The following is a 14,733-nucleotide window of genomic DNA, read 5'->3' on the forward strand; positions in this document are numbered from 1 at the left end:
TCACTTTGGTGAATACCGCTAAACTGCCGGTCTTACCTTAAGGAGCCTGCCTGTGAGCGAGCCAACAGATATCGACAATGACGAAGAAGAGTTCACCGAGTCCACGCTGACCCAGGCGATTGAGAACCAGATTGAAAGCGACAACCCTCCAGCCGCCAAAGCCACGTTCAACAAGTTGACCCTGGTCGGCTACGAGCGCGAAGAGATTTTGAACTTGATGGCCCACGTGTTGGCCGTAGAAATTGACGCGATGCTCGATGAGGATCGCGCCTTTAACACCGAGTGGTACGAGACCGCGCTTCGTGCACTGCCTGAGCTGCCACCCGAGAAGTCGTAACGCTAAGCTCAGCGACTGATCGCAGGCGCTCGCTGCCAATCCAGTTCACTGGCCGGCATCGGGCGCCCAAACCAGTAGCCCTGCCCCAGATCGCAGTTGAGGTTAAGCAGAAACTGCGCCTGCTCAACTTGCTCGATCCCTTCGGCGTGCACCTGCAGCCCCATGCTCTGAGAAAGCGCGATGACCGCGCGAACAATCGCCACATCGTCGTTATCTTCTGGCAGCCCGGCGACAAATCCCTGATCGATTTTGAGTTTCTGCACCGGCAGGCGTTTGAGCCGCAGCAGTGATGAGAAACCGGTTCCAAAATCATCGATGGCCAAGCGCAAACCCAGGGCTCGCAGTCGATACATCTGCTCCAGCGCACCTTGCGAGTCATCCATGACCGCGCTTTCGGTGACTTCAAGCTCCAGCAGGGCCGGGTCTAGCCCGGTGTCCGCCAGCACGGTTGAAACCAGCGTGTACAACTCCGGACGGGCAAACAAACGGCTGGAGATGTTCACGGCCACGAACGACAAATCCACACCTGCCGATTGCCACTGACACATCTGCCAACACGCTTGCTCCAACACCCAAGCGTCGATTTCGGCAATCAGCCCGGTGCGCTCGGCGATAGGAATAAACTCGCCTGGCGGCACCAGGCCTCGTAGCGGATGCTGCCAGCGCACCAAGGCTTCAACGCCAATCAGCCGGCTGGTGTTCAGGTCATGCACGGGCTGGTAATAAACCCGCAGCTCATGTTGCTCCAGCGCCCGACGCAAGTCGCTGGCCACCTCGATCCGGTTCAGGGCATGCGCCGTCAGTTCTTCGGTGTACAAGGCGTAGCCTTCACGGCCAGCACTTTTGGCCTTGAACAAGGCTGAGTCCGCGTTACGCAACAACTGTTCGGCGTTCAGGGCGTCACTGGGAAACACGCTGATACCCACACTGGCACTGATAAACAGCTGATGCTTTTCGATGTCAAAGGCGGCCTTCATGACCTCCAGCACCTGTTGCGCCAGGGCTTCTGCCTGGCGGGCGGTGGAGCAATTTTCGATCAGCACGGCAAATTCATCACCGCCCAATCGGGCCACGGTAAAACCTTTGCCAAAAACACCCTGCAAACGCCCGCCGACCCCTTTGAGCAAAAGGTCTCCGACGTTATGACCCAGGCTGTCATTAATAATTTTGAAATGATCGAGGTCGATCATTAGCAGCGCGCAGCCTGACGTATGGCGTTGCGCCGTGACCAGTGCCTGTTCGGTGCGGTCGGTGAACAGCAGGCGATTAGGCAGATCGGTCAGCGGGTCATGGTGCACCAGCCGTGCCAATTCACTCTGCGACTGTTTAATCGCCGATATATCCGTGAACACCGCGACGTAGTGGCTGAGTTGCCCTTTGGAATCGTTGATCGCACGTACGGTTTGCCATTGCGGGTAAATTTCGCCGCTTTTGCGGCGGTTCCAGATCTCGCCTTGCCAGTCACCGCTGTCTTTTAATGACTTGAACACTGCCTGATAGAACTCAGGGCCATGGTGGCCTGATTTGAACATGTTGGGACGTCGGCCCAGCACCTCTTCTACCGTATATCCGGTGATTTCAACCAGAGCGCGATTCACATGCACAATCACACCCTTGCGGTCGGTGACCAGCACCCCTTCGCGAGTGCAATCAAAGACCACCTCAGCCTGGCGCAGACGCTCTCGGTCCTGGCGTTGACGCTTCAGGCTGGCGCTCCCTCCCAAAAAGCTCAACAACCGGGCTCGGGCGACAAAAATCAGCGCGGCGCTGACAAACATCCACACGTAGCCATTTATTAGCTGCCAGTGCGCCAGCTGTGTCGGTTCATCGAAATAGCGGCTCAATAAATGATCCGTTAGTTGCAACCAGATGACCGATACCAGCCCGTATAACAGGGCTGCACGCAAGGCATCGCGATAAGAAACCGACATAAGAAAGTTATAACGCCTACAAAAAAAGGGGAATTATAGTGTAAGAAACATCCAGGCACTCTTATCTGAAAGGGCGACTGGTTTTATCTGGCTGCATGGTGATAATGCGTGTTGCAGTTTTTTTCATCTTCCCGAGGGCCAAACAGCCTATGTGGTACAACGGTTTTCTCGACTTGTCAGCCTGGCAACTGGTTGCAGTCACCCTGTTGATGACCCACGTGACCATTATCGGTGTCACGGTTTATCTACACCGCTATTCAGCGCACCGCTCACTTGAACTCAACGGTGGCCTGAAACATTTTTTCCGCTTCTGGCTGTGGCTGACCACGGCTCAGAACACGCGCGAGTGGACGGCTATCCACCGCAAACACCACGCCAAATGTGAAACCGTTGATGACCCGCACAGCCCGGTCGTCAAAGGGTTATCGACCGTTTTGCGAAAAGGTGCAGAGCTTTATCGCGAAGAAGCACAAAATCCTGAAACACTGCGTATTTACGGCAAAAATTGCCCTGAAGACTGGATTGAGCGCAACGTTTACTCGCGCTACAAGCTGCTGGGCGTGATGCTGATGCTGGCTATCGACTTGCTGCTGTTCGGCGCCATCGGGCTGACCATCTGGGCGATCCAGATGATGTGGATCCCGGTTTGGGCTGCAGGCGTTGTGAACGGTTTAGGCCATGCGGTGGGTTATCGCAACTTTGAATGCCGCGACGCCGCGACCAATCTGGTGCCGTGGGGCATCATCATTGGCGGCGAAGAGCTGCACAACAATCACCACACCTACCCGAACTCGGCCAAGATGTCGGTCAAGAAGTGGGAATTCGACCTGGGCTGGGCCTGGATCAAAGTGTTCAGCTTTTTGCGCCTGGCCAAGGTTCAGCGCGTTGCGCCTATCGCCCACCGGGTCGAGGGCAAAGGCAACCTGGACATGGACACCGCGATGGCGATCCTCAACAACCGTTTCCAGATCATGGCTCAGTACCGCAAGCTGGTCATCGCGCCGCTGGTTCAGCAAGAGCTGGCCAAGGTCGATCATTCGGTGCGCCACCAGTTCCGCCGCGCCAAGCGTCTGCTCTCGCGTGAAACCAGCCTGCTTGAAGAGCGCCATCACCAGCGTATCGAAACCCTGCTGGAACACAGCCACTCGCTCAAAGTGATTTACGAGAAGCGCTTGGCGTTGCAACAGATATGGCTCAAGACCAGCAGCAATGGTCACGACATGCTGGCCGCGATCAAAGAATGGGTACACGAGGCAGAAGCCAGCGGGATCCATTCGCTGCACGAGTTTGCCAAGCAATTGAAAACTTACTCGCTGCGTCCTGCGGCGGTTTAAGGCGACCGTTGCTCCCACACCGTTTGGGAGCAACTGCCTTGATGCTTTACGCCTCGTAGCAGTTGCCGAGCTCCGCGAGGCTACGTCCGGCTGCGCAGCAGTCGAAAATAGCCTGTCGCGTTCTTTCAGTTAAATGGGCTCTCAGGATTTACGATCGCTGCGCGATCGGACGTAGCCTCGCGGAGCTCGTCAACTGCTACAAACAGTCAGCCTTACGCCTTGTTGATCAACCGCGACAGCTCTGAGGTGCCAACTTTCAACAAGCGAGCGGTCTTGCTTTGGACCAATGCCTCGATGCCTTCTTCTGACTCCAGAATGGCCGCCTGCCCCGCCAGGTTCATGACCAGCGCTTCACGCGAATACACCCCGCCACCCAAGTGATAGACAGCCGCGATCAGTTCGCGCAATTCCAGCGGCAGGCGCCAGCGCGTGCGCAATGCAGAGCCATAAGCGGCACCAAATTCGGCCAGCGACTCGTCGATCATTGCGGTGTCCAGTTCGCCGCCCGCCTGCTGCCACTCTTGCAAACACCGCAACACGGCCAGATCACCCAAGCGATGCAGCAAGCCTGCGCAATAGCAGCGCTCCTGGTCCAGGTTCAGCATGTTTGCCAACGTGCGACCATACTCAGCCGCCCGCAGTGACACAGCCCATTGGTGTTCGGCGTAATCGGCCAAACGAGGGTCATTCAACTGCGCGCTGTACTTGAGCGTAAGCCCTTGCACCAGGTTCATGCTTTGCGCAGGCCCGAGCCGTTGCAACGCGTGAGCAAGCGTCTGGGCCGGGCGCGCGAGGTGTTGCGCAGCGCTGTTGGCCGCCGCGATCAGCACGGCGGTAATCTGCGGATCGGTGTGCACTTCCTGTTCCAGCAAGGTCAGGTCCAACCCCTCTGGATTCAAACTGCGTTTGACCGCCGCTCGGGCGTCAATCCATAACGGCGCGCCGTCAGAAGACGCTCGACGCTGTGTCAGAAAGCGCTTGAGGGTCATGCCAGGGGCCAGCGCGGGCGCGTCGCACAACACTTCTTGGCCTGCGCTCAGCATCAACCCGTGCAGCCGTTTGGTCAGACCGCTCATGTCCAGCGGCTTGGTCAGGTAGGCGGTCGGCGCCAGCGGCAAGGCTTCACGCACACTGGTGATGTCATTACGGCTGCTCAACAAAATAAACGGTAACACCGGGCTGCGTCGGCGTTGGCGCACGGAGCGCAAAACGTCTAGACCGCTAACCCCAGGAAGATCCCGGTCGGCAATCACCAGGTCATAGCTTTTTTGGCCCAGCAGCACGAGCGCTTGCTGGCCTTCACCACACACGTCCAGCTGTGCGTCACAGCGCACACTCAAGACCACGTGTTTGAGCAAATCCCGAGACCAGGGATCGGCCTCTGCAATCAACACATTCGGTACAGCGGATAAATCTACAACAGTCATGCAATGTGCTCCCAGCGCGATGCCTGCACCTTAGTCAAAGGCAGCGCGTGGATACAGAAAAAAGCATGTAAACAGACCGCTCAAACCAAAAAAAACCGCCGAAGCGGTTTTTTTTGTCTATCGAGTCACATCTTCACTGTTGGGCTTACGCCAGCTCAGCGAAGCACTCTTCGATAATGGCCAGGCCTTTGTCCAGTTGCTCGTCTGGCGAGGTCAACGGCACCAGCACGCGCAATACGTTGCCGTAAGGGCCGCACGACAGCAGGATCAGACCTTTCTCACGTGCTTTAGCGACTACTTGAGCCACAGCTGCAGCGTTTGGTTTGTGCGAATCGCCGCCTTCGAAAAGCTCGACAGCGATCATGGCGCCCAGCGCACGAACGTCGCCGATCACCGGGTGCTTGGCCTGGATGGCTTTGAGGCCAGTCACCAGACGCTCGCCAACGGCTTTACAGCGATCCAGCAGGTGCTCTTCTTCGAACACTTCGAGCACTGCCAGTGCCGCTGCGCATGCAATCGGGCTACCGGCATACGTGCCGCCCAGACCGCCTGGAGCAATGGCGTCCATCAGCTCAGCCTTGCCGCACACACCGGCCAGCGGGAAGCCGCCAGCGATGGATTTAGCGAAGGTGGTCAGGTCAGCAGTGACGCCCATCTGTTCCATGGCGAAGAACGTACCAGTACGGCCAGCGCCGGTTTGTACTTCGTCCGCGATCAACAGAATGCCGTGCTTGTCGCACAGTTCGCGCAGGCGAGCCATGAACGCTTTCGGCGCCACATAGAAACCACCTTCACCCTGAACAGGCTCGATGATGATGGCAGCGATGTCTTTAGGCTCGGCATCGTTCTTGAAGATGCGTTCGATGCTGGCGATGGAATCGTCAACGCTGATGCCATGCAGCTCGCATGGGTACAGAGCGCGGAAGATACCGCCTGGCATCAGGCCCATGCCAGCCGAGTAAGGCACGACTTTACCGGTCAGGCCCAAGGTCATCATGGTGCGGCCGTGGTAAGCGCCAGTGAACGCGATCACGCCAGCACGGCCAGTGGCTGCACGGGCGATCTTGACGGCGTTTTCGACCGCTTCAGAACCGGTGGTCACCAGCAGGGTTTTCTTGTCGAAGTCACCCGGTACTTTGGCGTTGATTTTTTCGCACAGCTCGACGTACGGCTCGTAAGCCAGTACCTGGAAGCAGGTGTGGGTCAGCTTGGTCAGTTGCTCTTGCACGGCGGCAATGATTTTTGGGTGCAGGTGACCGGTGTTCAGTACCGCGATACCGCCTGCGAAGTCGATAAATTCACGACCTTCAACGTCAGTCACGGTCGCGTTTTTCGCCGACTCGGCAAAGATCGGGTGGATCTGGCCAACGCCGCGCGGGACAGCGGCTTCACGGCGTTTCATCAGAGATGCGTTGGTCTTGTTGCTCATGGTGTTCCTCATTCGCTGCTTATCAAGCAGCGTGGTTCAAGGCTGACGCGCCAAGGAGACACTCATGCCAGCATGCGATGATCGACTGGCATGGCGCACCCGGCCACAAAAATTAACAGTTTGAAACGCAGAAGAAGCATCGCTCTCGTGCCCCTTCTGCTTGAACCACCCGCTGGGTTTAGATACCCAGGCAGAGATATTTGATTTCCAGGTAGTCTTCGATGCCGTACTTGGAACCTTCACGGCCCAGGCCCGACGCCTTGATCCCGCCAAACGGGGCGACTTCGTTGGAAATCAGGCCGGTGTTAACGCCAACCATGCCGTATTCCAGGGCTTCTGCCACACGGAAGACGCGGCTCAGGTCGCGGGCATAGAAGTACGACGCCAGACCAAATTCGGTGTCGTTGGCCATTGCGATCACTTCAGCTTCGTCTTTGAAGCGGAACAGAGGCGCCAGCGGACCGAAGGTTTCTTCCTTCGCGACGGCAGCGTTTTTCGGCACGTTAACCAGAATGGTCGGCTCGAAGAAACTGCCTTCCAGGCTGTTGCCGCCTGCCAGCAAGGTCGCGCCTTTGCTCAATGCATCAGCGATGTGTTCTTTGACTTTGGCCACAGCCTTGTCATCGATCAGCGGACCCGTGGTGGTGCCTTCGTCCAGACCGTTACCGATCTTCAACTTGGCCACGGCCACTTTCAGTTTTTCAGCGAATGCGTCGTACACGCCATCTTGAATGTACAGACGGTTGGCGCAGACGCAGGTCTGGCCGTTGTTGCGGTACTTGGAGATGATCGCGCCTTCGACGGCCTTATCCAGATCCGCGTCGTCGAACACGATGAACGGCGCGTTGCCGCCCAGTTCCAGCGACACTTTTTTGATGTCTTTCGCGCATTCAGCCATCAATTGGCGGCCGATTTCAGTCGAGCCCGTGAAGGACAATTTGCGTACGATCGGGTTGCTGGTCAGCTCGCCGCCGATGTCGCCAGCGCTGCCGGTCACAACGCTCAACACGCCTTTCGGAATGCCGGCACGGTGCGCCAGCTCAACCAGAGCCAAAGCCGAGAACGGGGTTTGCGAAGCAGGCTTGATCACCATCGTGCAGCCAGCGGCCAAAGCCGGGCCTGCTTTACGGGTGATCATGGCGGCCGGGAAGTTCCACGGCGTAATGGCCGCCGTCACACCAATCGGTTGCTTGATCACGATCAGGCGCTTGTCCGGCTGGTGGCCAGGAATCACGTCACCATAAATGCGCTTGGCTTCTTCAGCGAACCACTCGATGAACGAAGCGGCGTAAACGATTTCGCCCTTGGCTTCAGCCAGCGGCTTGCCTTGTTCCAGGGTCATCAGGCGGCCGAGGTCGTCCTGGTTTTCAATCAACAATTCAAACCAGCGACGCAGCTTGGTTGCACGCTCTTTGGCGGTCAAAGCACGCCAGGCTGGCAATGCATTGTCGGCGGCTTCAATCGCACGACGGGTTTCGGCCGCGCCCATTTTTGGCACAGTACCGATAATTTCGCCCGTTGCCGGGTTGTTAACCTTGATCGTCTGACCACCGTCCGCATCCACCCAAACACCATCGATATAGGCTTGTTGGCGGAACAACTGGGCGTCTTTGAGCTGCATGTTGGCTTTCCTTAACAGCACCGCGCAGGCGCGGAGCGAATTATTGATAGAAGAAAGGCGCCATAGAAGCGAGGTGCTTGAAAACGTAACGAGCGAAGGAAAGACAAGGCAAAAACAGGCGAGGAAGCGGAGTTTACGTGTTGTAAATGAGCATTCCGAGCCTGTTTTTAACGCAGTATTTCCGAGCGCAGTCGTTTTCACGCAGCCTCGCAGGCTGCCGTCAGGAAGTCATTCACTGGCCAAAGTATCTAAATAGCGCACAAAGAAAAGGCCGTGCGGTTCAGCACTCAGACAAGAGCGTTTGAAATCTCAAACGAATCCTAGGATCAATGGGGGTAAAGGACAATAGGTTGTTCGAAAAAAAGAACAAACGGTGTTGTTTAACCCTTTTCTCACCTGGGCCCCATTAATAGCTCATAACGCGAGAAGAAACACCCCACGAATCATCTCCATGGACGGGCGACACGCAGATGAGTATTATGGCGCCCGCGTTGCACCAGTAGCTCAGCTGGATAGAGTACTGCCCTCCGAAGGCAGGGGTCGTGGGTTCGAATCCCGCCTGGTGCACCATATAGCAATCTAGACCTGTCTCAGACAGTCTACGAATCCCCTCAAGAAGCCCGCCCTGTGCGGGCTTTCTTGTTTCTGGCTATCCGTTCCTGTCTACCCCTATGCCTTCCGCCGTGTATGCCCACGTGTAGGGCTTGAGATTCCTTGAACTGGAGGCATACAAGCAGTGAAGCGAACTGAAATAAAACGCCACCCTTTAGCAGACACTACGCTTGCAGGCCTGGAGCCTGAGCACACAACGTATCGGGAGCAGGACGGGAATGGCCTGTGCTTCTGGGTGAAACCTAATGGACAAAAATGGGCCGACTTCGTGCCTTTTGCAAAGAAATCTAAGACCTGGCCCGCGTAACAGGACGAGCAGTCCACATGTAGTGGTCAACTACGACAGCGCTACCCCTTACGCCCCACAACTGCTTCAATCACACCCTTGAACCTCTTCTGCTATTACCAAAGTTGGATCTCCCTATGAACCCAGCAGGTATCGACACAAGCGCACTACTCACCATGCTGGGCTTGATTACCGCAGTGTGGGCAGTCGTGCCAAGCACTGCCAGGCTCAGTTTTCGGTTGAGCCTGAACTGGTTCGACTGGCTGATCATCTGGGCTGCGTTGCTCACAATCCATGGGCTTTTCTTTCAGCCCATACTCACCACACTCGGATTCCCTACCTTTGGCCCCTGGTTGTGGGGCTTTGACAAAAGCGCAACCCAGTACGTTCTGTTCATGCTACTCGTTGCATTCGTCTACTGGCGTTCACGCAGGACGAGGCTGACGCGGTGGAACCTCGGACTCTTCGATGACCTGACTACATCACTCTTACACGCCGGGAAGTTCGAGGAACTCGCCGACTTACTACATCGTCACCTCGGATCGGCGCTGGACCTGGCTTCCTTTAAAAGCGTGCGAAGCCAATTGGCGAACGTCATTCGCCCACGGCGTCCCGACTTCCAACTCGTATTCCAAGACGACGGTTCTATCTCGTTGGGAGATGGGGCTCCGACAAACTGGCTTTTTCGAAAATGGTTTAGCTTTCGCGAGTGGCTTGCCGACCTGGTTGGCTCTTCGCAGCGCGTGCAGCGCCGTGCTGCCATCGTTGTGAAGCGGCTGCTGTCATCCCGCCGTCTGGCAGAACACCTTGCCATCGCTCGACCGTACCTCTGTATAGAAGTTATGGAGCGCGCAACACGCTTTGAGGAAGGATTCCAAGATGAGTTCTTTGACTCACTGTTGGCCAATGAATCCAGCGTCTTCTATAGCGAGCTCAAGAATAACCAAAACTATGGCGTGGGCGGACATCGTTTAGCGCTTCCTGAGGAAAACCGTTTCTTGCGTTTCTATTGTGCTGATGTTGATGTGGCCGCACGTCTCGGGGTGTACCGGTCTGTCGGCGAGGCAGTACTCGCGCGGATTGACGGGGATGAAGCTCTCGAAAAAAAGATCAATGGCCGGCTACTAACCTTTCAAGATGTCGGAAAACACCACGACCCGGTTTATGCGGGTATCGGCTTTTTCAAAATCATGGTTTTGGAGGGCCTGCATCAGCGCGTCGCTGACCATTTGTGGCTGCACTATATGCCTCATTTCGCCAGCCGCCTGGTCGACCGCGCTCGCGAAGTTCGGCCGGAAGACGAAAACCAAGAGTTCCCAACGCCGCTGTGCTATCTGCTGTATCAAGTCGTTGGCACTACTACGGTATGGGTGAGGGATGCCGAAGCTCTAACGAAACCTGGCGAAGTGCTGCGTTCTGACAAAATCGAAGGCAATCACATCCACATTTCCTTCGAAGCCGCTGAAGCCATCGGCCATGTTATCCAGCCAATCCTGATGTCTTCACATGTGTCTAGCAGACTTAAACACGAATTACTTAGTGTTGCACTCACCACTCTGAGGGACATAGAACAAATTGCGCACTTAGCGCCGCTGGCCAGGGTGATGCGGACGCACCTCATCCAACCCTACGGATTCAGGAAACAGGACGAATATCTATGTGTTCTGAAGCAATACTTCGATGGACAGGACCATGTGCTTCGCGCTCACTTGGGAAGCTTTAAGGAAGAGCTCAACGCTGCTCGGGAAGCAGCGCTCTAAGAACTACGTTACGTCCAACCGAACGTAACAAATGGCTCGATTGCAGTCCTTGAGCTCTAAGCCTACGCCGCCTTCTGACGTGGTGCCCGCTGTCAGCACGAATGCAAATGATTGGTCGATGATAATGCGGTTAAGTGGTCACGTGAGAAGCAATGGCGCAACTGATCCCACTGATCAGGCGAACCAGCACTGGGTGAATTGCGCTCCACCCGGCGCGCGCCGTTGTCCACCCACCACACCTGCGGACTAGCAGGCCTGCATTGGCGTACAGCTCAGCCTGGCCAGGGGCGAACGCCTGTCCGCTGGCTCCTGAAAAACCTGCAAATCCCTGCACCGTCAACGCTGCAACAGCAGATTGGCACCTTTAGTTAGTCGCACTCAAAGTCAAAAAAAATTATAAGGAAGGGCTCTGCGGGTCTTTAGGCTGCCACAGAGAGCTTAACAGGGCACTCACATGGGTAAGCTTTACAGAAATCCAAAAACAATTGGCATAAACCTGCCAAGGCCTTGACATATTCAGCATTTTGATTAACATCACTGCCAAACGATTTTCAGCTGTATGTAAAGGAAATATCCAAAATGCAGGTTAGCTCAGAAGACATCATCGCGTTAATAGAAGCATCTCTCGAAGCTAACTATTCAAATGTCCGAACTGCTAGCAACAAGATTGCCAAGTGTATAAGCAACTATGATTTAGAATCGGCGCAAAAAATAAAGTCGATATTAAGAAAGAGAGGGGTACCTCTTCAAAGTTCAGGCTATATGGAGAGTCTCCCTGTAGACATGAAGTCCCGGGCGCCGCTATTAGAAGAGGCTCAATGGCCGGTTAGTCCGTTATTTTTAAATAGCGAAGCAAAAAATGTTTTTCAAACCTTTATAGCAGACGTAGTAAATATCGAAGAACTTATATCCCACGGTTTAGCAGGCCGATTAAACCTTTTGCTGTCTGGTCCACCAGGGACAGGAAAAACGCTTGTTGCAGGACATATTGCAGCTCAACTCAACCGCCCCTTATATATCGTTAGACTTGACTCTGTAATATCCTCATTGCTCGGAGATACGGCAAAAAACCTTCGACAAATCTTCGATTTCGCTCCAAAGAAAAATGCCATATTGTTTTTGGACGAGGTTGATGCGGTTGCCAAACTTAGGGATGATCGACATGAGCTCGGTGAACTCAAGCGAGTAGTTAATACGCTAATCCAAGGCTTAGACTCCCTTGACGACCATGCAGTAGTTATTGCTGCTACAAACCATTCAGGCCTTCTAGATCCGGCGATCTGGAGAAGATTCCCCTACAAAATAAACTTTCAAACTCCAGACTATGACTTACGACAAAACCTCTGGAGCCACTTTTTATTCTTAGACAGCGGGGATGAAAGTATAACAGCGCTATTGGCAAAGTTATCTGATGGACTAAGTGGTGCCGACATTGAAAGTATCTCGATCGCAACGCGAAGAAAATGCGTGCTAACGAAAATGGATATCAATATCGGCTCGGTAGTAAGCGCTGTAATCGCGAGCTCACTTGGGAACACGGCAACCCCTACTAATGGCGAGCTGTCTACAGTCGAAAAAAAGAGTATAACGAACCTGCTGCATCGAACACACGGTGTCACTCAGGTGGACCTGGCAAGAATACTCAACACCAGCAGACAAACTATATCAAGTTATTTAAAGGATTAAGAAAATGGCCGAAGGCAATGGAACAAAACTAATAAACCCCGTTCTAACCTTCCTTAAAAGGCCTGCCCCGGCTCCTATTAAAGGAGGAGGTAAGAACGAGAAGGACATTCGCCAAAGTAGGCTTGCTACACAACGGAAAAAGCTTTCAGAATCTTTTAATGGATTCATGCAAGAAGCAAAAAAATAAAAACACATGGAAACAAAACCCATATTATTGCTCGTATGTTCAGTGATTCACACGCATCCACCTGGACCCCGAAAGATATATTTTCAAGCCAGTTTGGTTGTCGAATTGTAGCGCCCGCCTTTGACGGATATCTTATAGAGAGTGATGTCGATGCCTTTGAATTGATGGCAAACCGTATAAAAACCGCGAAAACTATAGTCGATCGAGTAGATATATCTCGTGTGGAGTCGATTAACTTATTTGATATAGCAGAAACGTTTCGCGGTCAAAACATTCAAGAGATATGGAAATCTGAAGGCAACGAAAGCTCAAAGCAATTCAGCTTCTGGCTATTACCGTACTCTGAACAATCAGCCAGGGTATCCGTTGTCTCCGAAATCATAGAGCTTTATAAAAAGAAAAAAATATCTTTCGGAGATGAAAAGTATTCAAATCTCTTCAACTCTGCCACACCCGATGTGCCACTTGGAGAGTATATAGACCCGGCACTTACAAGAGCATGCCAAGAATATTTACACTCCGGCATCGCTTCCTTTTCTGCCGAGGTAAACTCGATTGAATCGCTTCAGGAAATCGCCGCATCAGGGACAACGTATCGAATAGAGCCTGTTTCAGGCATAACTTCTAACTCTACTCCTCCGGGCCAAGGGGAAGAGCCAGATCTTTCGAGTATTTCCCCAGACGATTTGCCTATTGTAGTGGTGGTTGATGGCGGGCGCTCGGCACTCAGCTATGAGCCTTTCGAATACTGGATAGCGCCCCCACTCATTGACGATTACACAGCAAATAGAATTCATGGCAATCAAATTACCTCTCTAGTTTGTAACGGTCATGCCTGGAATAATAACTTAACACTTCCAGAGTTAAATTGTCGGTTTGCTACAGTGCAGGCAATTGCTAAAAATGGAACCGCAAAACAACCTACGCAGAATCAGTTCCTCTCCTACCTGAGAGATGTAGCCTCTGCAACAAATAGCTTCGCAAAAGTATGGAATTTATCTTTCAACGAAATAGCTCCCTCAGCTAACTCTAAAGAAATTAGTTTTTTAGGGCACGAAATCAATAAAATTGCACGAGAGTTTGGAATACTTCCTATAATCTCCATTGGAAATTCGTCTATTTCAAACAAATCAAAACTGTGCCCTCCAGCCGATTGCGAAGGTGCACTAACTGTAAGTGGCCGCACCGCGAACACCACAGGTTCTCCTTCAGCCGCATGTTCCTTAAGCTTAAAGGGTCCTGCTCCGGCAGGAATGAAAAAGCCAGATCTTTCATGGTTTTCGAGCCTTAGAATGATAGGCGGCGTAACTAATACTGGTACTAGTTACAGCACCACATTAATTTCCTCACTTGCGGCACACACTTTTGCCAACTTGAAAAATCCAACGCCCGACCTAGTACGTGCGCTTTTAATCAATTGCTCGGAACGAGATGACCACTGCCACGAGTTGGGTTGGGGCACCCCGTGGACTCCTGAAACCATGCCATGGGTTTGCAAAGATGGCTCAGTGACATTGGCCTGGGTGTCCAGATTGAAAGCCGGCAGCAGCTATTACTGGAACGACATTCCCGTGCCTCCCGAGATGATGGTCAACGGGAAGCTCACCGGTAGAGCTTCTCTTACGGCAATCATTAAACCTCTTGTATCTGGTCTTGGTGGTGTTAATTACTTTGCCACACGCCTACAGGTAGCCCTTCAAGCGAAAGGTCCAAACGGCAAGATCGTGAACCTTTTGGGATCCATGCAAGAAGCTAAGGTTAAAGAAGAAAATGCGAGGAAGGATTTATCTAAGTGGAGTCCTATAAGGAGGCATGCAAAACCATTCTCAGGAAGGTCTATCCAGCCTGGCTCGATGAGGCTTAATGCTCGCGTCTTCACTAGAGACCTCTATCAATTTGGCCTCAACGATCATCACGAACTGCCAGAGCAAGAAATAGCATTTGTACTTACGTTTCAAGCTCCAGAAGATGCACCAAGTATTTATAACTCCATGGTGGGTAAGCTCACGGGATTCGTAGAAAACGCGACGCATTTGGAAACGGATATCGAAGTAGGCCATTAATACCAGAAAGCTCGCTACGAAAGAACAGCCTGTATCATCCCGATCTGTATCCCTGATGAA

General features: G+C 53.3%; 10 protein-coding genes, 1 tRNA gene and 1 pseudogene. 8 read left to right on the forward strand and 4 right to left on the reverse strand.

The window, feature by feature from the left end; genetic code table 11:
* Positions 1–52 precede the first annotated feature (52 nt).
* Positions 53–337 carry a hypothetical protein gene (locus RHM56_RS22445; protein ID WP_322236192.1) on the forward strand — a complete coding sequence of 95 codons (285 nt, stop codon included), beginning with the start codon at positions 53–55 and terminating at the stop codon, positions 335–337.
* 8 nt (positions 338–345) lie between these two features.
* Here the strand turns inward: RHM56_RS22445 and dibA are convergent, their stop codons facing one another.
* On the reverse strand, positions 346–2,268 hold the full coding sequence (dibA, locus tag RHM56_RS22450; protein ID WP_322236194.1) for a phosphodiesterase DibA: 1,923 nt from the start codon (positions 2,266–2,268) through the stop codon (positions 346–348).
* Positions 2,269–2,417: 149 nt separating this feature from the next.
* On the opposite strand from dibA, the gene desA reads away from it, so the two are divergent.
* Complete coding sequence (desA, locus tag RHM56_RS22455) at positions 2,418–3,602, forward strand: delta-9 fatty acid desaturase DesA (protein WP_322241848.1); 1,185 nt, start codon at positions 2,418–2,420, stop codon at positions 3,600–3,602.
* 212 nt (positions 3,603–3,814) lie between these two features.
* Here desA and RHM56_RS22460 read toward each other — a convergent pair whose 3' ends face one another.
* From RHM56_RS22460 to gabD, 3 genes are all read right to left on the reverse strand, one after another.
* Positions 3,815–5,029 carry an HDOD domain-containing protein gene (locus RHM56_RS22460; RefSeq protein ID WP_322236196.1) on the reverse strand — a complete coding sequence of 405 codons (1,215 nt, stop codon included), beginning with the start codon at positions 5,027–5,029 and terminating at the stop codon, positions 3,815–3,817.
* Positions 5,030–5,174: 145 nt separating this feature from the next.
* Positions 5,175–6,458, reverse strand: a complete 1,284-nt coding sequence (gabT, locus tag RHM56_RS22465; RefSeq protein WP_322236198.1) for a 4-aminobutyrate--2-oxoglutarate transaminase — start codon at positions 6,456–6,458, stop codon at positions 5,175–5,177.
* Between the two features lie 178 nt (positions 6,459–6,636).
* Positions 6,637–8,079, reverse strand: coding sequence for an NADP-dependent succinate-semialdehyde dehydrogenase (gene gabD / locus RHM56_RS22470; RefSeq protein ID WP_322236200.1), 1,443 nt, complete (start codon positions 8,077–8,079; stop codon positions 6,637–6,639).
* Positions 8,080–8,572: 493 nt separating this feature from the next.
* Here gabD and RHM56_RS22475 point away from each other — a divergent pair.
* The 6 genes and pseudogenes from RHM56_RS22475 to RHM56_RS22500 all read left to right on the forward strand — a co-directional run bounded on the left by RHM56_RS22475 (position 8,573) and on the right by RHM56_RS22500 (position 14,673).
* Positions 8,573–8,649: transfer RNA gene (locus RHM56_RS22475), tRNA-Arg, on the forward strand.
* Between the two features lie 166 nt (positions 8,650–8,815).
* Positions 8,816–8,947 (forward strand): annotated as a pseudogene (locus RHM56_RS22480) (integrase); the annotation flags it as partial.
* A gap of 167 nt (positions 8,948–9,114) precedes the next feature.
* Positions 9,115–10,737, forward strand: coding sequence for a hypothetical protein (locus RHM56_RS22485; RefSeq protein ID WP_322236202.1), 1,623 nt, complete (start codon positions 9,115–9,117; stop codon positions 10,735–10,737).
* Positions 10,738–11,316: 579 nt separating this feature from the next.
* Positions 11,317–12,423: an ATP-binding protein gene (locus RHM56_RS22490; protein WP_322236204.1), complete on the forward strand. Its 1,107-nt coding sequence runs from the start codon at positions 11,317–11,319 to the stop codon at positions 12,421–12,423.
* Between the two features lie 4 nt (positions 12,424–12,427).
* Positions 12,428–12,610 carry a hypothetical protein gene (locus RHM56_RS22495; RefSeq protein WP_322236206.1) on the forward strand — a complete coding sequence of 61 codons (183 nt, stop codon included), beginning with the start codon at positions 12,428–12,430 and terminating at the stop codon, positions 12,608–12,610.
* A 35-nt stretch (positions 12,611–12,645) separates the two neighbouring features.
* Entirely contained in the window at positions 12,646–14,673 is a 2,028-nt protein-coding gene (locus RHM56_RS22500; RefSeq protein WP_322236208.1) for a S8 family serine peptidase, read from the forward strand.
* The last annotated feature ends 60 nt before the right edge of the window (positions 14,674–14,733 follow it).

The organism is Pseudomonas sp. CCC3.1 (assembly GCF_034347405.1).
Taxonomy (GTDB): Bacteria; Pseudomonadota; Gammaproteobacteria; order Pseudomonadales; family Pseudomonadaceae; genus Aquipseudomonas.

What these genes read in the sequence shown, in the direction of transcription:
- dibA (WP_322236194.1), bottom strand. Translation starts at nt 2,268, where the DNA reads ATGTCGGTTTCTTATCGCGATGCCTTGCGTGCAGCCCTGTTATACGGG.
- desA (WP_322241848.1), top strand. Translation starts at nt 2,418, where the DNA reads ATGTGGTACAACGGTTTTCTCGACTTGTCAGCCTGGCAACTGGTTGCA.
- RHM56_RS22460 (WP_322236196.1), bottom strand. Translation starts at nt 5,029, where the DNA reads ATGACTGTTGTAGATTTATCCGCTGTACCGAATGTGTTGATTGCAGAG.
- gabT (WP_322236198.1), bottom strand. Translation starts at nt 6,458, where the DNA reads ATGAGCAACAAGACCAACGCATCTCTGATGAAACGCCGTGAAGCCGCT.
- gabD (WP_322236200.1), bottom strand. Translation starts at nt 8,079, where the DNA reads ATGCAGCTCAAAGACGCCCAGTTGTTCCGCCAACAAGCCTATATCGAT.
- RHM56_RS22485 (WP_322236202.1), top strand. Translation starts at nt 9,115, where the DNA reads ATGAACCCAGCAGGTATCGACACAAGCGCACTACTCACCATGCTGGGC.
- RHM56_RS22490 (WP_322236204.1), top strand. Translation starts at nt 11,317, where the DNA reads ATGCAGGTTAGCTCAGAAGACATCATCGCGTTAATAGAAGCATCTCTC.
- RHM56_RS22495 (WP_322236206.1), top strand. Translation starts at nt 12,428, where the DNA reads ATGGCCGAAGGCAATGGAACAAAACTAATAAACCCCGTTCTAACCTTC.
- RHM56_RS22500 (WP_322236208.1), top strand. Translation starts at nt 12,646, where the DNA reads ATGTTCAGTGATTCACACGCATCCACCTGGACCCCGAAAGATATATTT.